Source organism: Flavonifractor sp. An9 (assembly GCF_002161245.1).
Classification (GTDB): Bacteria; Bacillota; Clostridia; order Oscillospirales; family Oscillospiraceae; genus Flavonifractor; species Flavonifractor avicola.
On record NZ_NFHC01000003.1, the window covers coordinates 121528 to 144861 of the forward strand.

A 23334-nucleotide genomic window follows, 5' to 3' on the forward strand; every position below is an offset into this window, starting at 1 on the left:
ATGAAAATCTATATTAAAAGTTCAGACAACAAGGCATGAATAGATACAATACCAATATCAAAAACCCGATAAGATGTTAGAAACAATTAAACAACTCCAAGACTTTTGCAAATTCAGGATCACTCTCACCTATTACTTTATCCGTGCCTTTAAGGATTTCTCTTTTAACCATAGCTGCCAAACGAACTTTCCATCCTTTTCCAAGGTCAATTCCTTGGGCTTTAGCAAACTCCTCAATCTGATTACAAATCGGCTTGTCTACTACAACGACATCATCAAATTCTTCGTCAGCCTCTTCTGGTCTGGGTAGGAATCGTGCAACAATCTTAGCCAGTTTGCTTTTCGGGAAAAGATCCTCCACTTCAGCTTCCACTACAGTCGAAAAATCGGCAATAGAAATCAGCTTCTCGGTTTCTGCTGCATAAAAATCCGCTTTGAGCTCATTAGCCATTTTAGTACCGGGCTTGTCCCCATCAATAACAACTAACGGTTTAATATCATTTACCCCAGAGAGGATTGCTGAAGTAGCTTTAATTCCTTTGACGCCCCCAGTAGGGATAAAAACAATCTCTTTCAAAGGTGCAATTTTGCCTTTGGAAATTAAAAGATTTTTCAATGCGGATAAGTATAGTTGATCCGATTCCCCTTCAACGAGTACAGGGTTGCAGTTTATCAATAATGTATCAGAGACAGAAAGCCCCAAGGCAGCATGAGCTGGATATATAGATTGTGGTTGGTTTTTTCCTTTAAGCCGCTCGGCTGCACGCAAATCGGCACTGACAGTTGTTTTTCCTAGAGTATCAATATAAACAGAGCGGACTCGTTCCAAATGGTTTGAATCGACCATAAATGGTGAATGAGTCGTATATATTATTTGATTGTTTAAAGATAGGTTTTCAAAGAACGTGAATAAGTCCTTTTGTGCCAAAGGGTGCAGAGTCACTCCTGGTTCATCCAATAAAAGAATTGCATTACGGTGATGTAATTCGCTTTCAACCAAAAAGACCAGATAGAAGCTAAAGAACCATTGCAATCCAGTGCTGCGGGCCTCCAGCTCGATTGGTTCAGGCCGAATAGAGTCAGATACCCAAATTCTAAAATAGTTGCCGTCTGCTTTAAACTCAAATATATAGTTTCCTTGTTTCCACCACTCATTAAATGACTTGGTAAATCCAGCAGCCGCAGAGGATAACAAAATCTCCCTTTCTTTTTTCTTGTTCGCAGTGGCTTCAATTTGTGTAGCGTTGGGAGTTCCGCTGCTCTCTGCCCCCATATCAGTTATTTCCTTAGGGTCAAGGTTGACATATTTGAACAACGTACTTAGTGTGCGAGCCTTTGCAGCTTCTTTTATGCCGAGGTCAGTTCGGTTCATATTTTGTAGCACAGCGGGAAGATAAATCTGCGAATCTAAATTTCCATAATTGGAGTAATATACGTACTTCGGCATATGTGAAGCTATATATTCAGTTACACCATCAATATCGACAAAGGAATCTTCTTCATTTTTGTGTTCCGGTTCATTTGGGAAAATATATGAATAATTTCCATCAAAGTCCCTTTCAACGATTACAGCAGAAAGTACCGTTGGATCACACCGAATAATCTTAGCCAATTCCGCTTGTTCATCACCATTCAAAGAATACTGTGCCCTTATAAAAATCGGCTTCTGCTCCGCGTTGCGATATACATGGTATTTATCACGAGGTAAGTCATCCTGTAAGTTGATTTCTCCATCCGCAGCAGGATTAAGTTTCCAAAGTGGAAGCATAACATTGGTTTTACCCGATTCGTTTGTGCCGATCAATGCGGTTATCTGTTCAGCATCAATCCAGCCACTATCTTGGACAGAGCGAAATTCCGTTACACGAAATCTACTCAACAACATTGTTCATCTCTCCTTTATTTGTAACTGTTGGATATTTACTTTTCTTGAAAACGCATTGCCAACTGCATAAAACTCGAGTTCGACAGCATCTGCTTAGATGGAATAAACATGTACTTCCAACGCTTTCAGCGCTAACAGGTTGTCACCGTGAATCAGCATGATCTCAGTGTCTGGGTCGGCAGCAGTGTTAGATGAAGTGGCATTTTCAATCAGCAGCCGTGGTTCTATACGGATTGGCTCATCCTTCCCGTACTAAGTCAGTTCCAGCTTATTTGCCATAACCTTGTTCCTCCATTTCTTTCCCCGCTAAGAATGCCAGCTGACATTGCAGGATATACCGATTATCTACTTCCGTGACTTGACTTTGCGGTTTAGCGATGGTAGTTGGAAGGGCATTCACCTTTACCGCTATGTCCGGATGGCTGATTTTATTAGAGAGAATTTGCTTGTTTGCAGAATCCATATCAAACGGATTTTTCTGCAACTCATTCCATGTATCTAAAATATCTTTCTCTAAGGAAGTAATTTCATGTTTTAATCTTAAAAAATCGATTAAGAAGCTATAATCCATTAGTTTTCCTCCTTGTCTGGTATAAATTCGAGAATGTCATCTACGCTACAGTTCATCGTGCGGCAAATACATTCAATGGTATCCAAAGAAACGGCTCCATTCCGCTTGAGACGGGCAATGATATTCGCAGAGAAGCCCGCTTGTTTTTGGAGTTGAGAAGTTGTCATGTCACGCTCTATTAATAGGTGAAACAGTCTTTTATAACTAACAGCCATAATACCCCTCCATATGTGATAACCATCATCTTAAAAGTAATTATATCATGTACGCGTGAATTTTCCAATCTTTTGGATAATAATTTTTGACCCAACCGCATCAAAGATGGGGTGGTATTTTGCCACCCCATCTTCCAGGTGCTGCCTTGTTTCACAGTAGCACCAAAAGTCATAGAGATACACGCTTTGAAAGGGAACGTCATTTTGGCATCCCCTTTCAAAGCGTTCGCAGTACGGGTAGGCACAGAATGAAATTCTGTGTTCCGTGTGGGTGGGGCATAATCCCCAACAAGCAGAAAGGGGGAGTGTGTACTAACACTCGCATTGCTTGCGGTGATCTGCCTATTATGATTGGACACCGAATCCAAATAAGGCACAAGCATATAAAAAACGAGGTTCAGGGCACATCGTGCCTTAAACCTCGTTTTGTGTTTTATGACATCACAGCCACACCCTTACGGCAAAGCCGCCTTTGAAAAAGTAGGTGTTCGTGTAATGTCCATCTGGTGGAGGCGGGGGGAGTCGAACCCCCGTCCGAAAACGCTTCAACGGGAACTTCTCCGGGCGCAGACGGTCATTTACATTCCCGCACCCTGACGTAGGCCGTCAAACTTCAGGGCTTGGTAGCTTCATTGTTCATGGTGCGCTCAAAGCTTTGCGCACACACGTGCACCACTAAACGACGCCCCGTTCCGGCTCGTGGTCCTTCCGGACGGGACGGTCACGGCTTAAGCCGCGACAAGCTCAACGTTATCGTTGTTCTTTAATTTATAAGTTGCCCGTTTTAAGGATGTCAGGCACATCCGCCCGCTATTCCCGCCTCTACGTCCCCGTCGAAACCAGTACGCCCCCATGGAGCGGCGCGGTCAAGCCGCGCCGCGACAGGTAACACTTTACTGGCAGCCGGTCAGACTTAGCACTTCTCCGGCGCGGGATAGTCCACACCGAAGGTCTCCACGGTGACGGACTTCATCCGCTGATCCTCGTAGGGGCGGTCCATCCGGTCCCGCTTCACATTGACAATGGCATCGGCCACGTCCATGCCCTCGATCACCTTGCCGAAGGCGGCGTACTCGCCGTCCAGGTGGGGAGCCTTCTCCACCATAATGAAGAACTGGCTGCCGGCGGAATTGGGATGCATGGCACGGGCCATGGACAGCACACCCCGGTCATGCTTCAGGTCGTTCTTCACGCCGTTGTGGGCAAACTCACCCTTAATGGAGTAGCCGGGGCCACCCATACCGGTGCCCTGGGGGCAGCCGCCCTGGATCATGAAGCCGGGGATCACACGGTGGAAGATCAGGCCGTTATAGAAGCCGGACTTCACCAGGCTGATAAAGTTGTTGACGGAGTTGGGAGCCACATCGGGGTAGAGCTCGGCCACCATCTTGCCGCCGTTTTCCATTTCAAAGGTCACAATGGGATTCTGAGCCATTTGGTTTTCCTTCCTTTCTTCGGGGGCTGTGCCCCCCTTGTCAATAACCGCCGCGGCGGTGTGATTTCATGGTGCGGTCCATCTCCCGCTTGGCGTCCCTGGCAGCGGCGGAATCCCGCTTGTCATAGAGCTTTTTGCCCTTGGCCAGGCCCACTTCCAGCTTGACCCGGGGGCCTCGGAAATAGATGGACAGGGGAACCAGCGCGTATCCGTCCTGCTTGACCTTGGCAAAGAGCCGCAAGATCTCCCGCTTGTGCATCAGCAGACGGCGGGGCCGCAACGGGTCCTTGTTGAAGATGTTGCCCTTCTCATAGGGACTGATGTGCATCCCATGGACGTGCATCTCGCCATCCTTGACAATGCAGAAGGAGTCCTTCAGGTTGACGTGGCCCTGGCGGATGGACTTGACTTCGGTGCCCGCCAGCTCAATGCCGGCCTCGTACTTATCCTCGATAAAATAGTCGTGGTAGGCCTTGCTGTTCTTGGCCACGATTTTGACGCCCTTGCTCTCCATTCCGCCACCTCCCGTCCAGGCAAATTCTCTGGAAATTTATTATACCACAGCTGTCAATAGCTCAGACGGGAAAGTAGGTCAGCACCCCGGCCAGAGCATCGGCAGGAAAGACCATACGCCCGTGCTCTGCCAGACTGGCTTCCAGATGGGGCCGCCCGGCCTCGCTGCGGCCGAACTCAGAAAGCCGTACGGCAGTCTGCTCCGCCCCGGCGGGCAGAGAAAGCCACCACCGCCCCTCCCACCACAGCAGGGCGGCATCCGGCCTGGGCTGATCCAGGACCCGGGCGGCGGCAGCCAAGTCCTCCAGGCAGGCAAAGGAGAACCACCGCTGTTCCGGCGGACGCACGTGGGCAAACACCAGCACGCCGCAGGACTCCGGGTAGGCCTCGATCTCAATGGAGCCCTCCAGATCCATACCCGCCTGCCGGAAGGCGGTACGGGTCAGCTCCAGGGCCTGCTCCAGAGTGAGCCCCGCCGGTGTCAGGCCGTGCTCCTTCAGGTCGGCGGGGGTGATGTACAGGGCAACGCTGGCGCTGCCGATGGGCTGGATGGTCATAGTCTGCCTCCTCTCAAATGCAGGAACGATTATACCCGTTCCGGCCCCTTCCGTACAGCTGTAATGATTGGCTTGATTGGAAAAGCTGAGGGTGGCACGGAACCTGGAAGTATGATATAATGCATCTAACCGATGTAAGAAAAGGGGATATGCCGGATGGAACTGTGGGAAAAGACTGTAGAGAGCGAAACGCTCTTTGAAGGTAAAATTGTCACCCTGAAGCTGGACAAGGCCCAGCTGGTCAATGGCCGGATCACCCGGCGGGAGGTGGTGGAGCACCCCGGCGGGGTGGCTGTGCTGCCCCTGTTTGACGACGGTACCGTCAGCATTGTACGGCAGTTCCGCTATCCCTTCCAGGCCGTGGTCACCGAGCTGCCCGCCGGCAAGCTGGAGAAGGGAGAGGACCACCGCCCCGCCGCTCTGCGTGAGCTGGAGGAAGAAGTGGGCGTCACCTGCGGCAAGCTGACCTATCTGGGCTGCCTGTACCTCTCCCCCGGCTTCTCCTCCGAGGTACTCCATATGTATCTGGCTCAGGATCTGAAGCAGGGCGCCTGCCACCCGGATGACGACGAATTTCTGGAGGTGGAGCGGGTGCCCTTTGCCCAGCTGGCCCAGCAGGTCATGGACGGGGAGATCGTGGACGCCAAGACGGTGGCCCTGGTGCTGAAGGTCAAGCAGCTGCTGGGTCTGTAAAGACAGGAGGTTGGCATGAGCAAGCGCATTCTGATCGTGGAGGATGAGAAGAATATTGTGGACATCCTCAGCTTCAACCTGACCAAGGAAGGCTATGAGACCCTGGAGGCCTACGATGGTCAGGCGGGACTCCAGCTGGCGCTGGAACAGAATCCCGACCTGATCCTGCTGGACCTGATGCTGCCCAAAATGGACGGCTTCGACGTGTGCCGCAATCTCCGCAAGGAGAACCGCTCCACCCCGGTCATCATGCTCACCGCCCGGGAGGAGGAGACCGATAAGGTGCTGGGCCTGGAGCTGGGCGCCGACGACTATATCACCAAACCCTTCTCCATGCGGGAACTGCTGGCCCGGGTAAAGGCCAACATCCGCCGCAATGAGATGGTGGCCGGAGCTCCCGCAGCCGCACCCTCCGGCAGCCGGATGGAGCTGGGCCGTATTTCCATCGATCCCGATCAGATGGTGGTCTGTAAGGATGGGCGGCCCCTGGATCTGACCCAGCGGGAGTACGAGCTGATCAAATTCCTGGCCTCCCAGCCAGGCAAGGTGTTCTCCCGGGAGGCCCTCATGGAGCACGTCTGGAACTACGAGGGCTATGTGGGTGACGTGCGGGCTGTGGACGTGGCCGTCCGCCGCCTCCGTGAAAAAGTGGAGGACGATCCGGCTTCTCCTCAGTTTGTAGTGACCCGGAGAGGCCTGGGATACTATTTTAATGCGTAACCCTGCGCCAACTGTCCGGATCGTCCTCCACGGGCCCCCGCACAGCGGGGCGGCGCCTGCGCCGTACAAGCGATTTGCCCAGCGGGCAAATCCTTGATGGCCGGGAAAATTCACTTTTCCGGCCAGATGCAATGATCTCCAGGGCTCCCGGCGGCTCTGCCGCCGGGAATCGGACGATCCGACTTCTCCCCAGTTCGTAGTGACCCGGAGAGGTCTGGGCTATTATTTTAACGCCTGATAGAAGCAATCTTGGCGGGCCGGGGCGGCCGTCCCTGCCCGCCCTGTCTTTATTTTTTGCAAGAGAGGAGTGGTCCACAGTATGTTCCGCAGCCTGCACATGAAGCTCATGCTCATCATGACGCTGCTCATCATTCTGCTGATGACCGTTGTGGGCGCGTTCCTCATCAACTCTGTGGCCAATTACTACACCCAGGACTTCTATACCCAGATGTCGGAGGCCTTTGCCGACGAGGTGTTCTGGGCCGACCTGAACACCCCAACCCCCGGCGAGCAGGACGGTGCTGCCAGCATTGCCGAGATCCTCAACGCCTACAACGGCACCCTGGGCGTGGACAACCGCAGCCGGAAATACTATGTGCTGGACGGTAAGGACGGCCACTGGCTGGCGGGCTCTGACGAGCAGGACGCCGACCAGCCTCTGGACATGGACTCCCGCAATCTGATGCGGGTGCTGGCCGGAGAGGAAAAGAGCGACGACAGCACCCCCTCCGCATCTTACATGGATGTGGCGGTGGCCGTTCAGCGGGGGGACCAGCGCTATATCATTTATGTCCGGGACGACGGCACCAATGCCGCCGCCCTGAACAGCGAACTGATCACCCTCATCGTGGAGGCCCTGGTCTTTGGTCTGGTGATCTCAGTGCTCCTCTCCTTCCTGCTGTCCAAAACCCTTATCACCCCCATTGAGCGGCTTACCGAGGGTGCGGAACGGGTGGCCAACGGTGACTTTTCTCAGAAGCTGGAGGTAGCCTCCCGGGATGAGATCGGCATCCTCACCGGCACCTTCAACGACATGGCCCGCCAGCTCCACCACACCCTGGAGGAGGTGGAGAACGAGCGCAACAAGCTGGGCACCCTGTTCCTCCACATGACCGACGGCGTGGTGGCCTTTGCCCGGGACGGCGCTGTGATCCAGTCCAACCCTGCCGCCGAGGAACTGCTGGGGACGGCCATTCCCATTGGCGGCAGCGTCAACTATGATACCCTGTTCTCCGACATTGCACCCCTCCAGGGGGTGCTGGCGGTCCAATCCCCCGGCTACCTGGACGGGACCCGTACCGTGGGCGGCAAGAGCCTGGAGCTGCTGCTCACCCCCTTTGACCAGGAGCGGCTGGGCGGCGTGCTGGTGATGATCCATGACGTCACGGAGCAGCACAAGACCGAGGAGATGCGCCGGGAGTTTGTGGCCAACGTGTCCCACGAGCTGCGCACCCCCCTGACCAACATCCGCTCCTACGCAGAAACTCTGGTAGACAACGCCGGAGATCTGCCCCCTGACACAGAAAAGAATTTCCTGGGGGTCATTCTCAATGAGTCCGACCGGATGACCCACATCGTGCAGGACCTGCTCACCCTCTCCCGGTTCGACTCCGGTCGGTCGGAGCTGAAGCTGGCCCCCTTCTCCTTCGGACAGGCGGTGCAGGATGTATACAACGCCATTCTGATGGAGGCCCAGCGCCACGGCCATCAGGTGGAACTGAGGCTCCCCCCTACCCTGCCCGAAATCGTGGGCGACCGGGAACGTATTTTGCAGGTGATGATGAACGTCGTCTCCAACTCCATCAAGTACACCCCCGATGGCGGCCACATCCGCATCTCCGCCGGCCAGTGGCCGGGCAAGGTGTGGATGGAGGTGGCCGATAACGGCATCGGCATTCCCGAAGCCGACCGGGGCCGCATCTTTGAGCGGTTCTACCGGGTGGACAAGGCCCGCTCCCGGGAGTCCGGCGGCACCGGACTTGGCCTCTCCATCGCCAAGGAGATCATCGACCGGCACGAGGGCACCATCGAACTGCTGGACCGGCCCGGTCCCGGCCTGACGGTGCGCATCACCCTGCTGACGGAGGGGCCTCGCCATGGAAAGGAGTAAACCGAGACGCCGCCGGAACCGGGGACTGGAGCGACTCAAGACCCTGCTCATCGTACTGCTCTCCCTGTCCGCCATCTATCTGACCGGCCTTGCCCTGGTACAAAACCGGGTCTCCGGCTCCCAGGGACTGCTGAGCGGGCTGATCTCCCTCTTCCGCCCTCAGAGCACTGTGGAGACCTCCGACCTCGGCAACACCGTGCAGCTCACCGCCGCCGCCCGCCCGGTCCGTATCGCGGTATGCGACGGGGTGAACCGCTATGCGGTCCAGTACAACACCACCCAGACCGACAAACTGTATGACAGCGTGGGCATTCTGTTGGGCGAAGCCCTGTCCAGCGCGGACTCCCCCACGGTGGTCACCGAATCGGTATGGCAGGCCGCTTTGAGTGCACCCGGTGTCTGGTTTGATTTTCTGGGCAAAATCCCTCTGGAGACCCTCAGCGCCTGGACCGGCGAGGGGGGCATCAATACCGCCCTCACCGGCTCCGCCCGGCGGATCGCCGTGGCTCTGGCGGACGACGGGGTGCGGCTGTACTATCATAATGAGAGTGACGGCCTGTATTATACCTGTAAAACGGCAGTGACCTATCAGGGGCACATGGACGAGCTGATTGCCGGCTACGGCGGCAACGGCGTTCCCTTTGCCTTTGAGCTGGGCACGGACAGCGGCTACGCCGGGCTGGACCCCTATGTGCTCATCTCCGCTTCCGCACCCACCCCCAACATTTACCGCGCCTCCAATCCCCTGGCCAACCTGGACGACACGCTGATCAGCAGTCTGCAGCAGGCTCTCTCCTTCCAGACCTCCTACTATGCCATTCCCAACGGTATCCGTATCCGGGAAGGCCAGGAGACCCTGGAGATCAGCAACACCGGCACCATCTCCTATACCACGGCAGAGGGCACCAGTTCCCGCTACCCCGTGGGGAGTGAGTATGGCTACGACATCACCGAGGTGGTGGAGACCACCCGGCGGATGGCCGCCGATACGGTGAGCCGCTACTGCGGCGCCGCCCGCATCTATCTGATGGATGTAACCGAAACCGACACCGGTCTGTCCGTCCGCTACGGCTATAGCCTGAACGGCGCGGAGGTCAGCCTCTCCGGCGGCGACAGCGCCGCCCTCTTCACCATCCAGGATGGACAGATTACCGCCTTTACCCTCCGGTTCCGGCGGTACGAGGATGCTGGCCAAACCAGTCTGGTGCTAAACGAGCGGATGGCCGCCGCAGCTCTGGAGGCCCTGGACCCGGAGGGCCGGGAGCTGGTCCTGTGCTACAGCGACAGCGGCGGCGACACCGTCCAGGCCGGATGGGTGGCCAAATGACGAGATCGCGAGGTTCCTATGGAATGGTCTAAACTGAAAAATGTGATCCTGCTGATGCTGCTGTGCGTCAACATCATCCTGCTCCTGCTTGTGGGCAGTCAGGCCAGCCAGGACAAGCGCTACCAGGCGGAAACCAGGCAGGCCGCCCAGGCCGTGCTGGAACAGGGCGGCATCGACTTTACCCTGGATGAATTCCCCGACGATCTGGCGCTGTCGGTGACCACCGTCACCCGTGACCGGACCGGCGAAGCCGGCATCGCCGCCGCCCTGCTGGGAGAGGTCACCCTGGAGGGGGAGAGCGAGGTACGTCCCCGCTACTCCGGCCCCGGCGGCGTGGCGGAATTTTCCATGAACGGCAGCTTTACCATTACCCTTACCCCCGGAACCTGGAGACTTGAAAGCGACCAGGACTATGAGTCCTCCAGCCAGGCCTGCCTGGAGGCCATAGGCTTTACCGGCACTCTGTCCGGCACGGACCGGACCGGCACGGAGACTGTGCTGACCTATTGCCAAAGCTGGGAGGGTTCCCCTCTCTTTTCCTGCACCATCCGTCTCCACTGGCAGGAAAATGACCTGGTCCAGGTGGAGGGACAGCGGCTGGACGGCGGCATTTCCGCCTCGGTCACCAAGTCTCTCCTCTCCACCCCCACTATTCTGGTCCGCTTTCTGGCCGGGATCAACGAGGGGGGCTATGTGTGCAGCCGCATCGATACCATGGACGGGGGCTACCTGCTCTCCAGCAACACCACCCGACAGGTCCAGCTGACACCGGTATGGCGGTTTGTCACCGACACCGGCACCTACTACGTCAACGCGGTCACCGGTGAGTTTTCACCTCTGGAATAATCAAAAAAAGGAGCGGCTTACGCCGCTCCCTTTTTTACGTCTGAATGATCAGTCCTCGTCCACGATGAGGCCGTAGCCGCCGTCATTGCGCTTATAGACCACGGCAAAGCGCCCGTCCTGATCCACATCCTTGAAGGCAAAGAAGGTGTGGTCCACCAGATTCATCTGGAGCACCGCCTCGTCCACCGTCATGGGCTTGATGGGGAAGCGCTTGGTACGGACGATCTTGAACTCCTCCTCGTCCACCTCGGGGGCAAAGGAGGAAATCTCCTCGGCGTCCACACTTCGGGAGAAGGCATCCTGACGCAGGCGCTTCTCCAGGCGGCTCTTATTCTTACGCAGCTGGCGCTCCACGGAGGAGACCGCCGCGTCGATGGTGGCAAACATATCGGAGGTACTCTCCGCCACGCGGATGATGGTACCGCCGGAGCGGATAGTCAGTTCCACATTGTTGCGGTCCTTTTCCACGCTGAAGACGATGGCGGCCTCCGCATCCGCCTTAAAATAACGGTCTAACTTGCCCACCTTTTTCTCAGCGTAGGCGTGGACCTTGTTGGGCAGGTTGATCTTCTTGTCTGTGAACACGAACTTCATCGTTTTCAACTCCTTCCGCCCTCCGAAGAGGGATTGGTTCGCCGGCCGGGGCCGGTTCCCTGATTTGATTATACCACGTCGTACGCAGATTGTCACAACTTATTTCAAAAGTTTTTGTGAATTTTGCCCATCACACTCCGGACCCTCCGGGTGGGAACACACCCCGCAGCCGCAGCGGCCTCCGCCGCAGTCCCGCCGCGCACAGTTCCGGCCCGGACATACTTCCCCCTGTGGACACAGGGCATAGTCGCCGCCGGTGATGGTCAGTCGCCGCCCCTCCACCAGGGCCAAAGCCAGCTTCTTGCGGGCGGTATCGTACACTTGCTGCACCGTGGAGCGGGCCACCCCCATCTGGGCGGCGCACTCCTCCTGGGTACAGCCCAGCAGATCCATCAGGCGGATGGCCTCGTATTCCTCCACCGCCATCTCCACCGTCCCGTCCCCGCCCCCGGTCAGCGGTCCAAAGGCGTTGTGCCGGGGCAGGGCACAGATGCGGCGGCATTTCTTCGGTCTTGCCATGGGCGCTCCCTCCTGTTCCTGCTCTCAGTGTAGCAGATTTCCGGTATATGTCAAGAACACGCAAAAACAAAGCCGCTGCCAAAGGCAGCGGCTTTGTAATTACAGTCCGGCGAATACCGCTTCCGCGGCGGCCAGAGTGGCCTGAAGTTCCTCCTCCCCATGGGCAGCGGAGACAAACATGGCCTCGAACTGGGCGGGGGCCAGAGCCACGCCCCGCTCCAGCATCCCCTGGAAGTACTGGGCGTACTTGCCCACGTCGCTGCCCTTGGCGTCCACGAAGGTGGACACGGCGGTGGGGGTGAAGAAGGGGGCCAGCAAAGAGCCGATCTGATTGACCACCACCGGCGCGCCGGCCTTGGCAATGGTTGCCCGCAGACCTGCCGCCAGCTTCTCGCCCTTGGAGGCGATGTGGGTATAGACCTCCGGGTGGTCCTTCAGGTAGTTCAGCTGGGCCAGACCGGCGGCCATGGCCACCGGATTGCCGCTGAGGGTACCCGCCTGGTACACCGGGCCGCAGGGGGCCACCTGCTCCATGAGGGCACGGCTGCCGCAGTAGGCGCCCACCGGCATACCGCCGCCGATGATCTTGCCGAAGGTCACCAGGTCGGCCTTCACGCCAAAGTATTCCTGGGCGCCGCCCAGGGCCAGCCGGAAGCCGGTGATAACCTCATCAAAGATCAAGAGGGCTCCGCTCTTGTCGCACAGGGCCCGCAGCCCCTCCAGGAATCCGGGAGCAGGATTGACCACGCCCATGTTGGCGGCCACCGGCTCCACAATGATGCAGGCGATCTGGCCGGGGTAAGCGTCCAGCAGGGCCTCCACGGAGGCCAGATCGTTGAACTGGGCGGTAAGGGTGTGCTTCACGATGTCCTCGGGCACACCGGCGGAGGAGGGATGTCCTCCCGCCAGGGCGGAGGAGCCGGCGTTCACCAGCAGGCAGTCGGAGTGGCCGTGGTAGCAGCCCTCAAACTTGATGATCTTGTCCCGGCCGGTGGCCCCCCGGGCCAGACGGACGGCGGACATCACCGCCTCGGTACCCGAGTTGACCATGCGCACCATCTCGATGTTGGGCACCAGGTCGATCATCAGCTGGGCGATCTCCACCTCCCGGCGGGTGGGAGCGCCGAAGGACAGGCCGTCCTTGACGGCCTTCTCCACCGCCTCCCGGATCACCGGGTGGTTGTGACCCAGGATCATGGGACCCCAGGAGCACACATAGTCGATATACTTCCGGCCGTCCTCGTCCCAGATGAAGGGGCCGTCGGCCCGGGTGATGAAGCGGGGAGCCATACCCACCGCCCGGTAGGCCCGCACCGGGGAGTTGACCCCGCCGGGCAGGACCTTCACGGCCTGCTCAAACAGTTCTTCCGAGCGTCCCATCAGCCGATGTCCCCTTTCTGAATGGCCTGAGCCAGTTCTTTGGCGTAGTAGGTAATGAGCATATTGGCACCCGCCCGGAACACGGACAGGGCGGACTCGCACATGATGCGGTACTCGTCAATGAGACCCGCGGCGGCAGCGGCCTTGATCATGGCGTACTCGCCGGACACGGAGTAGGCGCACATGGGCAGATCATAGGCGTCGGAGCACTCCCGGATCACGTCCAGATAGCTGAGGGCAGGCTTGACCATGATGATGTCGGCCCCCTCCTCAATGTCCAGGGCGCACTCCTTCAGGGCCTCCTTGCGGTTGTGGGGGTCCATCTGGTAGCCCTTCCGGTCCCCAAAGGAGGGGGCGGAGCCTGCCGCAGACCGGAAGGGTCCGTAGAAGGCGGAGGCATACTTGGCGGAGTAGGCCATGATGGGGGTGGTCTGATACCCGTGCTCATCCAGAATGGCCCGGATGGCGGCCACCCGGCCGTCCATCATGTCGGAGGGAGCCACCATGTCGGCCCCGGCCTGGACGTGGGACAGGGCGGTTTTGGCCAGCACCTCCAGGGTCTTGTCGTTGTCCACCTCATGGCCGCAGAGGATGCCGCAGTGGCCGTGGTCGGTGTACTCGCACATACATACGTCGGTGATGATATAAAAGTCGGGGTACTTGGCCTTGATGGCCCGAATGGCCTCCTGGACCACGCCGTGCTCATCCCAGGCGGAGGAGCCGATGGCGTCCTTGCGGGCGGGCAGGCCGAAGAGGATGCAGTGATTTACCCGGTTGGCCTGGCACTCCTCCACCGCCTGGCACACGCTGTCGATGCCATAGTGATTCTGGCCGGGCAGGGCCTCAATGGGCCGTACCCCCTGGAGGGTCTCGTCCACAAAGATGGGGTAGATCAGGCTGTCGGGGGACATCCGGGTCTCCCGGCACAGGCGGCGCACCGCGTCATTGCCCCGCAGGCGGCGGGGCCGTTGGATCAGTTCCATATCAAACACCTTCCAAAATGGTTTCCACCAGCGCGTCCATGGTGGCCTCACGGGCCACCCGCACAGGAATTCCGAATTTCTTTGCCTCCGCGGCAGTCTGCTGCCCGATGCACATCCCCACCATGCGCGAGAAATTGACATCCTCACCCACGGAGGAGACGAAGCCCTTCACGGTGGAAGCGGAGGTGAAGGTCACCAGCAGACCATCCGTCCCTTCCACCGCCGCCCGCAGCTCCTGAGAGCGGGGATTTTCATACACCGTGCGGTAGCTGGCCACATCGTCACAGGCAATGTTACGCCTTGCCAGCCCCTCTGTCAAGGCGGGGGAGCCCTCCTCCGCCCGAAGGGCTAGCACCTTGCCCGTAGCGGGCAGACCCTCTCCCAGATGGGCGGCGTCGTACACCTCCGGCACATAGTCGGCCTTTAAACCATGTTTTTTCAGCTCGCGGTCGGTACCGGGGCCGATAGCGGCCAGCTTCACGGCTCCAAGGGCGCGGGCATCCTTGCCGTGACTGTCCAGCCAGGCCCACAGGGCCTCCACCCCGGCGGGACTGGTGAGGGCCAGCCACTCATAGCCGTGAAGCTTCTCCATGGCCTTATCCACAGCGGGACAGGGGTCCAGAGGCACGGTGGCGATGCAGGGGTACTCCCACACGTCAGCCCCAAGAGCCCGCAGCCGGGCGGACAGGGTGCCCGAGCGCTCGCGAGGCCTTGTGACCACCACCCGTCTGCCCTTCAGGGGCAGCTTGTCAAACCAGTCAAAGTCCTCCGCCAGGGCGCACACCTTGCCCACCACGATGACGGCAGGGCTCTCCACCTTGGCCTCCTCCGCCGCCTGGGGCAGGGTGCCCAGGGTGGCGGAAATGCGCCGCTGGGCGGGGGTGGTGCCCCGCTCCACCACGGCGGCGGGCATGGCAGGCTCCATGCCCGCATCCAGCAGCCCCCGGCAAATCTGGGGCAGAGCGGACACGCCCATCAGAAAGACCAGGGTGCCCTTTGTGCGCACCAGAGCCTCAAAATCAATGTCCAGCTCCTTCCCCGCCCGCTGATGGCCGGTGACGATGTGGAGGGAGGAGCAGCAGTCCCGGTGGGTCACCGGGATACCCCCGTAGGCGGGGGCGGAAATGGCGGAGGTGATGCCGGGCACCTCCTCAAAGGAGACGCCGTGCTGGGCCAGCAGCTCCAGCTCCTCGCCGCCCCGGCCAAAGAGGAAGGGGTCGCCGCCCTTGAGGCGCACCACATTCTTGCCCTCCAGGGCCTTGTCCAGCAGGATCTGGTTGATCTGATCCTGGGGCACCGGGTGGCGGAAGGCCTGCTTACCCACGTCGATGTGCTCGGCTTTCTCGGGCATCATGGCCAGGATGGCGGGGCTCACCAGCCGGTCATACACCACCACCTCCGCCTTCTGGAGGACCTCCAGCCCCTTCCGGGTCAACAGGCCGGGATCGCCCGGCCCCGCCCCCACCAATGTTACTTTACCAGGCATGGATTTCCCTCCTTCATGGAATTGGCCAGCTGTTCCGCCAGCGCGGTTCCCTGTTCCTTGGGTCCGGAGATCTTGTCCCGGAACACCTGCCCGGCCTCATCCACATAGAGGCCGGTGAGGGTGATGGTTTCCCCCTCCAGCACAGCGTGGGCGGCAATGGGAGAGGAGCAGCCCCCGTCCAGCTTGCGGACAAAGGCCCGCTCGGCCCGGGCACACAGGGTGCCCGCTTCATCCACCACGCCGCTGAGATAGCTCAGGTCCTCTCCGGCCCGGGTCTGGAGGGCCATAATGCCCTGCCCCGCCGCCGGGATCATCTCCTCCACGGTGAAATACCGGGTGATGCGCCCCTCCAGCCCCAGCCGTTTCAGACCGGCGGCAGCCAGCACCAGGGCGGAGAACTGCCCCTCGTCCAGCTTGCGCAGCCGGGTGAGCACGTTGCCCCGCACCGGAGCCACCTCCATGTGGGGGAACAGGGCCTTCAGCTGCACCGCCCGCCGGGCGGAGGCACAGCCGATGGGCTTGGCGGGGTCCAGCTCGGTCACGCCCTCAGGGAGTACCAGCACATCCCGGGGGTCCTCCCGCTTGGAGAAGCCCGCCAGGGGAATGGCCGGGTCCTCCTCCATGGGCAGGTCCTTGCAGCTGTGTACCGTCAGATCCACCCGGCCGTCCAGCAGGGCGGCGTCCAGCTCCTTCACAAAAAGGCCCTTGCCGCCGATCTTGTCCAGGGTGCGGTCCAGGATCTTGTCGCCGGTGGTCTTCATGGTCACCAGCTCCAGGGTGATCTCCGAATGATGGGCGCGGATGGCCTCCATCACCAGCTCCGACTGAATGACAGCCAGCTTGCTCTCCCGGCTGCCCACCCGTATGGTCTTCATTCCAATCCCTCCAGTACGGCCCGGATGGCCTTGGCGGCTCGGGCGGTGCGGGCGTGGTCGTCTCCCCGCCCAGCCACTCCGGCCACAATGTTATCCCCAGTGCAGATGGCGGGGAAAAAGAAGGTGCATTCCTCCGGGGCGTCGGCCACGCTCACCGGGATACCCAGGGCGCGGGCCTCCTCCCCCACAGCGCGGTTGACGGAGCGATCGTCGGTGGCGGCCACCGCAATGGCGGCTCCCGCCAGATCGCCGGGGGTGTAGGGCCGTCCCTCCCACTGTATGCGCCCGTCCAGGGGTTTACACCTGGGGGCAATGACGGTAACTTCGGCGCCGAAGCGGGCCAATACCTCCGCCCGGCGGCAGGCCACCACGCCGCCGCCGATGACCACGGCAGTTTTCCCCACCAGGTCAATAAAAAGTGGAAAACGGAAGTGTTTTTCCTGAGGCAAGGTCCACCGGGGCTTGGCGGCAGTATGCACTTCAATCTTGGCAGCACACCGCTCCAGATCCTCCGGGGTCAGGTTGTCCTTCAGCCCGCCAGACAGCAGATCCACCGCCCGGCTCACCGCCAGCTCCACCAGCTCCCGGGCCTCCGGGCCCTCCAGGTCGGTGGACAGCACCCGGGCGGCCACCGCCTGCTTCACCCGCTCCAGGCCGGGCAGGCAGTTCTTATAGTTCTCCCACTGGTTCAGCCGGTCCAGATACTTTTCCACAATGGCCGCCGCCTCCGGTGGAAGTTCCCGGCTGGCATCCACCCCCAGGTCGTCCACATTGTAGAGGGTGAAGCCGGGCAGAGTGGCTACCTGGGGCTCGATATCCCGGGGGATAGCCAGGTCGGCCAGCACCCTGGGCGGGTGGGACAGCTCCGCCAGCTCCCAGGCCGTCACAGTGTAGTGGGGGCTGGTGGTGGCGGAGAGTACCAGATCCATGCCCTCCATGGCCTGATACCGCTCCTCATAGGGTGTGACGGCGCACCCGGCGGGCACCACGGTCTCTCCGTGGTGGTAGCTGCGCAGGGTGATGGTGACGGCGCACCCCGCCTCGTGGAGCAGGGAGGCGGCCAGCCGGCCCATCTCCCCGTTGCCGATGACCAGGGCCTTCCGGCCCTTCAGCCCCCCCAGGTGAGCGGACAGACGGTCCACAGCGGACCGGGCCGCCGACCGGGGCACCCCAATGAAACGAACCTTCGTCTTAATCTCCTTACCGGCGGCGGCGGCGTTGCGGAACAGGGTCTCCAGCACCCCGTCCGCCGTGCCCGCCTCACGGGCGGTCTGAACGGCGCCCTTCACCTGGGTGACGATCTGATCTTCCCCCCAGATCTGGGAGCGCAGGCCGCCAGCCACCTCCATCAGGTGGCGGGCCGCCTCCTCCCCCGTCCGGGTGACAAAAGCGGCCTCAAAGGGGCCGTACTCCACCCCCGCCTCGGCGCACAGCAGCCTTCCCGGGTCGGGCATGGGCCCCTCCCCGCAGGATAGGTAGAGCTCGGTGCGGTTGCAGGTGGACAGCAGCACGCAGCCCTCCACCCCTTCCCGGCGGTACAGACGGCGGTCCAGCTCCAGCACCTGGTTGCGGGTGAAAGACAACCCCTCCCGCAGGTCGATGGGGGCTTTATGCCAGTCCAGGCCGGTCATAATGAGCTTCACGCCTCTTCCCCCTTTTTCACCAGCACCACCGAGAAGTAGCCGCTGCCCTCCTCCAGGTCGGCAAAGCGGGGACACACCAGTTCCCCCTCCATGCCGCAGTTGGCCACCAGGGAGGCCCGGCCCAGCAAGCCGTGCTCCTCCAGGGTGTTTTTCAGGGCGCCAATCTCCTTGCCCGCCTTCATAAACACCAGGTTGGCGTCCAGGTCCAGGCAGTCGGACACATCCTTGTGGGAGGCGGGGACGATGAGCAGCCGCTCGCTCTTCTCGCACAGGGCCATGTTCAGCTTGGCGGCTACCGCGCAGAAGGAGGGCACGCCGGGGATGATCTGGGCGTCATACCCCCGGGCCGCCACTTTTTTGTGGAGGTAGAGGTAGGTGGAGTACACCGTGGGGTCCCCCAGGGTGATAAAGGCCACGTCCTTACCCCCGTCCAGGGCGGCGCACACCAAGTCGGCGTTGCGCTCATAGGCCCCGTCCAGGGCGGCATGGTCCCGCACCATAGGGGCCTCGCAGGTCAGCAGTTCCTTGCCGTCGGCCAGCTCCCCCACGATATTGAGGGCGGTCTTTTCCCCCCGGCCCGCGTCGGGCACGGCCAGCACCGCCGCCTGGCGGATAATGCGCTCAGCCTTTTTAGTGATGAGTTCGGGATCGCCGGGGCCAACCCCCACGCCGTACAACATTCCTCTCATTGGTTTTCCTCCTTGAGCATTCGCAGGATCTCCCGCCGGGCCGCCCCAATGGTGGCGGCGGACCGGTCGGCGTCCAGACCATCCACCTCCCGCAGCACCTCCATCAGGTGGGCGATGCGGGGCAAACGGAGATGATTGGCACGCAGGGCCGCCGGGTCGGCAAAGAGCTGCTCCGGCGTGCCCTCCAGCAGTACCTTGCCCCCTCCCAGCAGGTAGGCGTAGTCGCAGTACAGGGGCACGATGTCCATATCATGGGTGGCGATGAGTACCGTCATGCCCAGCTCGTCCCGCAGCCGGGCGAGCAGCTTCATGATGTCGCTGACCCCCTGGGGGTCCAGCCCGGCGGTAGGTTCATCCAGAATGAGCACCTCCGGCTCCATCACCAACACACCGGCGATGGCCACCCGCTTCTTCTGTCCGTAGGACAGGGCGTGGGTGGGTTTGTCCCGCAGATGGGACACTCCGGTGCGGTCCAGAGCCGCCTCCACCCGGCGGCGGACCTCCTCGGGCGGCAGGCCCAGATTCACCCCGCCGAAGGACACGTCCCGGTACACGTCGGCGGAGAAGAGCTGGTCGTCCGGGTCCTGGAACACGATACCCACCCGGCGGCGCAGCTCCAGCAGGCCCTTTTTATCGTAGCGCACCGGCTGGCCCCCCAGCACCACCTTGCCGCTCTTGGGGGTGAGCACCCCGTTGAGGCTGAGGAATAGGGTGGACTTGCCCGCCCCGTTGGCCCCCAGGATACCGGTGACCTTCCCTTTTTCTGCGGCAAAGGTGATATGGTCCAGGGCCACAGTGCCATCTTCATAGGTATAACACAGATCTTCTGCCTGGATGGCCTTCACGGCAGCAGCCTCCCTTCTACAAACCAAATGGCAATCTGCCCCGCCGCCGCAAATACGGTGAGGGGGAGCAGCCCCCACCCCGGACGATAGGCATCGTTCAGGGTGGTAAGGCTGCCGGTATAGCCCCGGGACTCCAGGGCGGTATAGATACGGTCGGCCTTCCGCCATGCCCGCAGGAACACCATGGATGCCAGCATCCCCAGGGAGGACACCGACCGGCGGAACCCCCGGTAGCCCAGCCGGGAATCCTGGGCGGTGCGGATGTGGTCAGCCGTCTCCGCCAGCACAAAGATGAAGCGGTAGATCAGCTCCATCAGCTCCACCAGCAGCTTGGGCACATGGAGCCGTCCCAGGGCCATGGTCAGGTCGGTAACGGGGGTATTGAGGGAGAGAAAATACATACACCCCACCGCCCCCAGGGCCTTACAGAAGATACGTCCGCCCAGCCACAGGCCATCCAGGGTAAAGCCCCACAAACTGCCTCCCACCGGGATGGCGGCCACCATCTCCGTCCCGGCGGGATAGGCTCCCCCCACGATGGTGAGGCAGCCGATGACCAGGAAGATCAAAGGCACCTTCAGAAAATGGAGGTACGCCCTGAGGGGCAGGCCCCCCAGGGCAGTAATCAGCACCCCCATCAGAAGCAGGGTAAACAGGCCCACCGCCACGCTGTCGCAGCACAGGCAGATCACCAGAGCGACTACCGTCAGCAGCAGCTTGGGCATGGGAGACACCCGCCGCAGGCGGGACTGATAGGCGTAGCGGTCGGTGCCCATGGTCAGTTCGTTCCTTTCTCTTTCCCGTCCGGCTTCTTGGTGATACGGCCCAGAATGAAGCCCACCACACCGGCGCCGATGGCGGCCTGGAGGGCGAAGAGCATGGACTCCACCTCGCCGCTGGCGGGCTCCAGAATGGGCTCAAACCAGGGCTCATAGTCGGGGTTAAGCTCCATAATGGCCTCCTCAGCCTGGCCGTCGGCTCCGCCGAACTCGGCATTGGGCAGCAGCCACAGGGGCACGGCGGCAATGACCACCACCAACAGGATTAAAATCAAATTTTTCTGCCAAACTTTCATATCCGTCCCCTCCTTACAGCACCTGCAGCTCATGCAGCTCGGTCTTGCTGTACTTCTCCAGCACGTTGAAGATCACCACGGTAAGCAGGCCCTCGGCAATGGCCAGAGGGATCTGGGTCACGGCAAAGATGGTGAGGAACTTCACCATGCCGCCGTTGATGACCCCCAGCTGCACCGAAGTGACCACATAAGTGAAGAGGTCACCCAGGGCTGCGGCGGCAAATACCGCCACAGCGGCAGGAGCCTTGGCCTTCCGCAGCAGCTTATAGACCAGCCAGGACACAATGGGCCCGGCAATGGCCATGGAGAATACGTTGGCGCCCAGGGTGGTGAGGCCGCCGTGGGCCAGCAGCAGGGCCTGGAAGAGGAGCACGATCAGTCCCAGCACCGTCATGACCAGGGGCCCGAACAGGATGGCGCCCAGGCCAACGCCGGTGGGGTGAGAGCAGGAGCCGGACACCGAGGGGATCTTCAGGGCGGACAACACGAAGGCGAAGGCGCCGCACATGGCCAGCAGGATCTTGGCCCGGGGGGCCTGGTCGATCTTCTTCTTGATGGAGAAGAAACCAGCCACCAGGAAGGGCACGCACACCGCGCCCCAGCCGATGGCCCAGTTCACCGGCAGCATACCCTCGGCGATGTGCATGGCGGAGGCGCTCATGGTCATCAGACCCAGCAGCCCCACCAGCACCGCCGCGGCGCGGACGGTTTTGTCGGCAGTCAGAGTTTTCATGGTTGTTTCATCCTTTCCTATCACTCGTAGGTGGGTGGTTTCCGGGCCGGGCAAGGTTTTCCGGCTTGAGCCTCTCTGCCGCCGCGCGTCTTCCCAGGTTTTCCCAGTGACATGGTGCCCGGCGGCTCTTCTCTTACGGCAGCGGGACTGCGCGGGAATTGCACCCGGCTTCCCTTTTCCCGGCCCTCTATGCAAACAGGCTTACGCCTGGAGTTGTTTGGCCTCTCCGGCGTGCTTGACGAAGAGGGCCTGGATACTGGGAAACTCTCCCAGGCCCTGGAGCACGCAGTTGACGGCGTAGCCCTCTTGTTCCAGCAGGGACTTCCAGGAGTCCTCCTCCTCCCCCGCCAGATCGTTTTTGGCATGGTCGCCCGCCACGATCATCAGGGGCCGCAGCTCCACTCGACTGGCTCCCAGTTCTTTAATACGGCGCACCGCCTCCCCAAAGCCGGGGTAGCCCTCCACCGTGCCGATGACCACATCCTTCCGGCCCATATCCCGGAACACATACTCCAGCAAGGCGTAGCAGGAGTTGGCAAAGTGCTCGGTGCCGTGGCCCATGTAGAGAATGGCCTTGCCCTCCTCCGCCTGGGGCAGGTCTTGGAGCAGGGCCCCCACCGCGTCCAGGTAGTCCCCCGTCTCGGTGAGCAGGGGACGCCCGAAGGTCAGTTTCTCAAACCGGCCCTCGAAGGGGACGGCCAGAGCCATCATCTTGTCGTACTCGTCGCCGTTCATGATGTGAGTGGGCTGGACCAGCACGTCGGTGTACCCCTCCGCCGCCAGCCTCTCCAGGGCGGCGGGCACGTCGTCGATGTGGGTGCCCTCCCGCTCCAGCTTTCTCAAAATCATACCGCTGGTGAAGGCCCGGCGCAGGGTGCGCTCCGGAAAGGCGGAAGCCAGAGCCTTCTCGATGGCGGCGATGGTCTTTTCCAGGGTGTCCCGGTGGCTGGTGCCGAAGGACACCGCCAGAAGGGCTTGTGTATTCATATCCTTCACTCCCGTGCGTTGTTGCTGGCCTGGTAGAGCAGGGCGTTGCAGATGGCAGCGGCTACGTTGCTGCCGCCCTTGCGGCCCCGGGCCACGATGTGGGGGGTGTCCATGGTGAGCAGCAGCTCCTTGCTCTCCACCACGTTGACAAAGCCCACCGGCACGCCGATCACCAGAGCGGGGGCCATCTTCCCCTCCTCGATGAGCTCACAGGCCCGCACCAGGGCGGTGGGGGCGTTGCCGATGGCCAGCACCAGGGGGCCCTCCAGCTGAGCGGCCCGCTCCATGGACACGGTGGCCCGGGTCTCCCCCCGCTCCTTGGCCTCAGCGGCCACGTCCGGGTCGGACATGAAGCACACCGCCTTGCCGCCGAACTTCTCCAGCACTCGCTTATTGATGCCGGAGAAGGCCATCTGGGTGTCGGTGACGATGGTGCAGCCCCCCTTGATGGCGGCAATGCCCGCCGCCACCGCATCCGGGGAGAACACCAGGTTGTCGGCATAGTCGAAGTCGGCGCTGGTGTGGATGGCCCGCTTGATGACGGGCAGCTGGTCGGCGGGAAATACCCGGTCCCCCAGCTCCTGGCCGATGATCTCCATGCTTCTGGCCTCAATGTCGGCGGGAGCCACCCGCTGCAGCTCGATTTTTTTCAT

General features: G+C 60.7%; 25 protein-coding genes, 1 other RNA gene and 1 riboswitch. Of the genes, 5 read left to right on the top strand and 21 right to left on the bottom strand.

Annotated features, from left to right (window positions below):
- Positions 1–76 precede the first annotated feature (76 nt).
- The 7 genes from B5G40_RS03535 to B5G40_RS03570 form a co-directional block, all read right to left on the bottom strand.
- The gene (locus tag B5G40_RS03535) at positions 77–1885 is read right to left on the bottom strand and encodes an ATP-dependent nuclease (RefSeq protein WP_087398791.1); all 1809 of its coding nucleotides are present in this window, start codon (positions 1883–1885) and stop codon (positions 77–79) included.
- 268 nt (positions 1886–2153) lie between these two features.
- On the bottom strand, positions 2154–2456 hold the full coding sequence (locus tag B5G40_RS03545) for a hypothetical protein (protein WP_087398792.1): 303 nt from the start codon (positions 2454–2456) through the stop codon (positions 2154–2156).
- The gene (locus tag B5G40_RS03550; RefSeq protein WP_087398793.1) at positions 2456–2671 is read right to left on the bottom strand and encodes a helix-turn-helix domain-containing protein; all 216 of its coding nucleotides are present in this window, start codon (positions 2669–2671) and stop codon (positions 2456–2458) included. Before B5G40_RS03550 ends, B5G40_RS03545 begins: the two co-directional genes overlap by 1 nt.
- Positions 2672–3175: 504 nt before the next feature.
- Positions 3176–3523, bottom strand: a transfer-messenger RNA (tmRNA) gene (gene ssrA / locus B5G40_RS03555).
- A 61-nt stretch (positions 3524–3584) separates the two neighbouring features.
- Positions 3585–4106 (bottom strand): peptidylprolyl isomerase, encoded by a 522-nt coding sequence (locus B5G40_RS03560; protein WP_087187644.1) that lies wholly within the window; start codon positions 4104–4106, stop codon positions 3585–3587.
- A gap of 40 nt (positions 4107–4146) precedes the next feature.
- Entirely contained in the window at positions 4147–4620 is a 474-nt protein-coding gene (gene smpB / locus B5G40_RS03565) for an SsrA-binding protein SmpB (protein WP_087331174.1), read from the bottom strand.
- Between the two features lie 61 nt (positions 4621–4681).
- A complete protein-coding gene (locus B5G40_RS03570) occupies positions 4682–5176 on the bottom strand; it encodes a hypothetical protein (RefSeq protein ID WP_087331172.1) in 495 nt (164 codons plus the stop codon).
- A gap of 156 nt (positions 5177–5332) precedes the next feature.
- On the opposite strand from B5G40_RS03570, the gene B5G40_RS03575 reads away from it, so the two are divergent.
- The 5 genes from B5G40_RS03575 to B5G40_RS03595 all read left to right on the top strand — a co-directional run bounded on the left by B5G40_RS03575 (position 5333) and on the right by B5G40_RS03595 (position 10872).
- Entirely contained in the window at positions 5333–5869 is a 537-nt protein-coding gene (locus B5G40_RS03575; protein ID WP_087398794.1) for an NUDIX hydrolase, read from the top strand.
- 15 nt (positions 5870–5884) lie between these two features.
- Positions 5885–6589: a response regulator gene (locus B5G40_RS03580; RefSeq protein WP_087331168.1), complete on the top strand. Its 705-nt coding sequence runs from the start codon at positions 5885–5887 to the stop codon at positions 6587–6589.
- A gap of 319 nt (positions 6590–6908) precedes the next feature.
- Positions 6909–8699, top strand: a complete 1791-nt coding sequence (locus B5G40_RS03585; protein WP_087398795.1) for an ATP-binding protein — start codon at positions 6909–6911, stop codon at positions 8697–8699.
- Entirely contained in the window at positions 8686–10026 is a 1341-nt protein-coding gene (locus B5G40_RS03590; RefSeq protein ID WP_087398796.1) for a hypothetical protein, read from the top strand. The genes B5G40_RS03585 and B5G40_RS03590 overlap by 14 nt, the downstream gene beginning before the upstream one ends.
- Before the next feature lie 18 nt (positions 10027–10044).
- A complete protein-coding gene (locus tag B5G40_RS03595) occupies positions 10045–10872 on the top strand; it encodes a hypothetical protein (RefSeq protein WP_087398797.1) in 828 nt (275 codons plus the stop codon).
- A gap of 48 nt (positions 10873–10920) precedes the next feature.
- Here B5G40_RS03595 and raiA read toward each other — a convergent pair whose 3' ends face one another.
- The 14 genes from raiA to B5G40_RS03665 all read right to left on the bottom strand — a co-directional run bounded on the left by raiA (position 10921) and on the right by B5G40_RS03665 (position 23334).
- Positions 10921–11466 carry a ribosome hibernation-promoting factor, HPF/YfiA family gene (gene raiA / locus B5G40_RS03600; protein ID WP_087187636.1) on the bottom strand — a complete coding sequence of 182 codons (546 nt, stop codon included), beginning with the start codon at positions 11464–11466 and terminating at the stop codon, positions 10921–10923.
- A gap of 99 nt (positions 11467–11565) precedes the next feature.
- Entirely contained in the window at positions 11566–11985 is a 420-nt protein-coding gene (locus B5G40_RS03605) for a DUF134 domain-containing protein (protein ID WP_087398798.1), read from the bottom strand.
- A gap of 99 nt (positions 11986–12084) precedes the next feature.
- A complete protein-coding gene (gene hemL / locus B5G40_RS03610) occupies positions 12085–13365 on the bottom strand; it encodes a glutamate-1-semialdehyde 2,1-aminomutase (RefSeq protein WP_087398799.1) in 1281 nt (426 codons plus the stop codon).
- Positions 13365–14348, bottom strand: coding sequence for a porphobilinogen synthase (hemB, locus tag B5G40_RS03615; protein WP_087398800.1), 984 nt, complete (start codon positions 14346–14348; stop codon positions 13365–13367). Before hemB ends, hemL begins: the two co-directional genes overlap by 1 nt.
- 1 nt (position 14349) lies before the next feature.
- On the bottom strand, positions 14350–15834 hold the full coding sequence (cobA, locus tag B5G40_RS03620) for a uroporphyrinogen-III C-methyltransferase (RefSeq protein WP_087398801.1): 1485 nt from the start codon (positions 15832–15834) through the stop codon (positions 14350–14352).
- Positions 15819–16709 carry a hydroxymethylbilane synthase gene (hemC, locus tag B5G40_RS03625; RefSeq protein ID WP_087398802.1) on the bottom strand — a complete coding sequence of 297 codons (891 nt, stop codon included), beginning with the start codon at positions 16707–16709 and terminating at the stop codon, positions 15819–15821. The genes cobA and hemC overlap by 16 nt, the downstream gene beginning before the upstream one ends.
- Positions 16706–18352, bottom strand: coding sequence for an NAD(P)-dependent oxidoreductase (locus tag B5G40_RS03630; protein WP_242959178.1), 1647 nt, complete (start codon positions 18350–18352; stop codon positions 16706–16708). Before B5G40_RS03630 ends, hemC begins: the two co-directional genes overlap by 4 nt.
- A complete protein-coding gene (gene cobI, locus B5G40_RS03635; RefSeq protein WP_087398803.1) occupies positions 18349–19041 on the bottom strand; it encodes a precorrin-2 C(20)-methyltransferase in 693 nt (230 codons plus the stop codon). Before cobI ends, B5G40_RS03630 begins: the two co-directional genes overlap by 4 nt.
- Positions 19038–19886: an ATP-binding cassette domain-containing protein gene (locus B5G40_RS03640; RefSeq protein WP_087398804.1), complete on the bottom strand. Its 849-nt coding sequence runs from the start codon at positions 19884–19886 to the stop codon at positions 19038–19040. The genes cobI and B5G40_RS03640 overlap by 4 nt, the downstream gene beginning before the upstream one ends.
- Positions 19883–20662: a cobalt ECF transporter T component CbiQ gene (cbiQ, locus tag B5G40_RS03645; RefSeq protein ID WP_087398805.1), complete on the bottom strand. Its 780-nt coding sequence runs from the start codon at positions 20660–20662 to the stop codon at positions 19883–19885. Before cbiQ ends, B5G40_RS03640 begins: the two co-directional genes overlap by 4 nt.
- A 2-nt stretch (positions 20663–20664) precedes the next feature.
- The gene (locus B5G40_RS03650; protein ID WP_087270639.1) at positions 20665–20961 is read right to left on the bottom strand and encodes an energy-coupling factor ABC transporter substrate-binding protein; all 297 of its coding nucleotides are present in this window, start codon (positions 20959–20961) and stop codon (positions 20665–20667) included.
- Between the two features lie 13 nt (positions 20962–20974).
- Positions 20975–21694, bottom strand: a complete 720-nt coding sequence (locus B5G40_RS03655) for an energy-coupling factor ABC transporter permease (RefSeq protein ID WP_087398806.1) — start codon at positions 21692–21694, stop codon at positions 20975–20977.
- A 32-nt stretch (positions 21695–21726) separates the two neighbouring features.
- A riboswitch (cobalamin riboswitch) is annotated at positions 21727–21913 on the bottom strand.
- Positions 21896–22681 carry a sirohydrochlorin cobaltochelatase gene (locus B5G40_RS03660; protein WP_158099479.1) on the bottom strand — a complete coding sequence of 262 codons (786 nt, stop codon included), beginning with the start codon at positions 22679–22681 and terminating at the stop codon, positions 21896–21898. It overlaps the preceding riboswitch by 18 nt.
- 5 nt (positions 22682–22686) lie before the next feature.
- Positions 22687–23334: a precorrin-8X methylmutase gene (locus B5G40_RS03665; RefSeq protein WP_087398807.1), complete on the bottom strand. Its 648-nt coding sequence runs from the start codon at positions 23332–23334 to the stop codon at positions 22687–22689.

What these genes read in the sequence shown, in the direction of transcription:
- B5G40_RS03535 (WP_087398791.1), bottom strand. Translation starts at nt 1,885, where the DNA reads ATGTTGTTGAGTAGATTTCGTGTAACGGAATTTCGCTCTGTCCAAGAT.
- B5G40_RS03545 (WP_087398792.1), bottom strand. Translation starts at nt 2,456, where the DNA reads ATGGATTATAGCTTCTTAATCGATTTTTTAAGATTAAAACATGAAATT.
- B5G40_RS03550 (WP_087398793.1), bottom strand. Translation starts at nt 2,671, where the DNA reads ATGGCTGTTAGTTATAAAAGACTGTTTCACCTATTAATAGAGCGTGAC.
- B5G40_RS03560 (WP_087187644.1), bottom strand. Translation starts at nt 4,106, where the DNA reads ATGGCTCAGAATCCCATTGTGACCTTTGAAATGGAAAACGGCGGCAAG.
- smpB (WP_087331174.1), bottom strand. Translation starts at nt 4,620, where the DNA reads ATGGAGAGCAAGGGCGTCAAAATCGTGGCCAAGAACAGCAAGGCCTAC.
- B5G40_RS03570 (WP_087331172.1), bottom strand. Translation starts at nt 5,176, where the DNA reads ATGACCATCCAGCCCATCGGCAGCGCCAGCGTTGCCCTGTACATCACC.
- B5G40_RS03575 (WP_087398794.1), top strand. Translation starts at nt 5,333, where the DNA reads ATGGAACTGTGGGAAAAGACTGTAGAGAGCGAAACGCTCTTTGAAGGT.
- B5G40_RS03580 (WP_087331168.1), top strand. Translation starts at nt 5,885, where the DNA reads ATGAGCAAGCGCATTCTGATCGTGGAGGATGAGAAGAATATTGTGGAC.
- B5G40_RS03585 (WP_087398795.1), top strand. Translation starts at nt 6,909, where the DNA reads ATGTTCCGCAGCCTGCACATGAAGCTCATGCTCATCATGACGCTGCTC.
- B5G40_RS03590 (WP_087398796.1), top strand. Translation starts at nt 8,686, where the DNA reads ATGGAAAGGAGTAAACCGAGACGCCGCCGGAACCGGGGACTGGAGCGA.
- B5G40_RS03595 (WP_087398797.1), top strand. Translation starts at nt 10,045, where the DNA reads ATGGAATGGTCTAAACTGAAAAATGTGATCCTGCTGATGCTGCTGTGC.
- raiA (WP_087187636.1), bottom strand. Translation starts at nt 11,466, where the DNA reads ATGAAGTTCGTGTTCACAGACAAGAAGATCAACCTGCCCAACAAGGTC.
- B5G40_RS03605 (WP_087398798.1), bottom strand. Translation starts at nt 11,985, where the DNA reads ATGGCAAGACCGAAGAAATGCCGCCGCATCTGTGCCCTGCCCCGGCAC.
- hemL (WP_087398799.1), bottom strand. Translation starts at nt 13,365, where the DNA reads ATGGGACGCTCGGAAGAACTGTTTGAGCAGGCCGTGAAGGTCCTGCCC.
- hemB (WP_087398800.1), bottom strand. Translation starts at nt 14,348, where the DNA reads ATGGAACTGATCCAACGGCCCCGCCGCCTGCGGGGCAATGACGCGGTG.
- cobA (WP_087398801.1), bottom strand. Translation starts at nt 15,834, where the DNA reads ATGCCTGGTAAAGTAACATTGGTGGGGGCGGGGCCGGGCGATCCCGGC.
- hemC (WP_087398802.1), bottom strand. Translation starts at nt 16,709, where the DNA reads ATGAAGACCATACGGGTGGGCAGCCGGGAGAGCAAGCTGGCTGTCATT.
- cobI (WP_087398803.1), bottom strand. Translation starts at nt 19,041, where the DNA reads ATGAGAGGAATGTTGTACGGCGTGGGGGTTGGCCCCGGCGATCCCGAA.
- cbiQ (WP_087398805.1), bottom strand. Translation starts at nt 20,662, where the DNA reads ATGGGCACCGACCGCTACGCCTATCAGTCCCGCCTGCGGCGGGTGTCT.
- B5G40_RS03650 (WP_087270639.1), bottom strand. Translation starts at nt 20,961, where the DNA reads ATGAAAGTTTGGCAGAAAAATTTGATTTTAATCCTGTTGGTGGTGGTC.
- B5G40_RS03655 (WP_087398806.1), bottom strand. Translation starts at nt 21,694, where the DNA reads ATGAAAACTCTGACTGCCGACAAAACCGTCCGCGCCGCGGCGGTGCTG.
- B5G40_RS03660 (WP_158099479.1), bottom strand. Translation starts at nt 22,681, where the DNA reads ATGAATACACAAGCCCTTCTGGCGGTGTCCTTCGGCACCAGCCACCGG.
- B5G40_RS03665 (WP_087398807.1), bottom strand. Translation starts at nt 23,334, where the DNA reads ATGAAAAAAATCGAGCTGCAGCGGGTGGCTCCCGCCGACATTGAGGCC.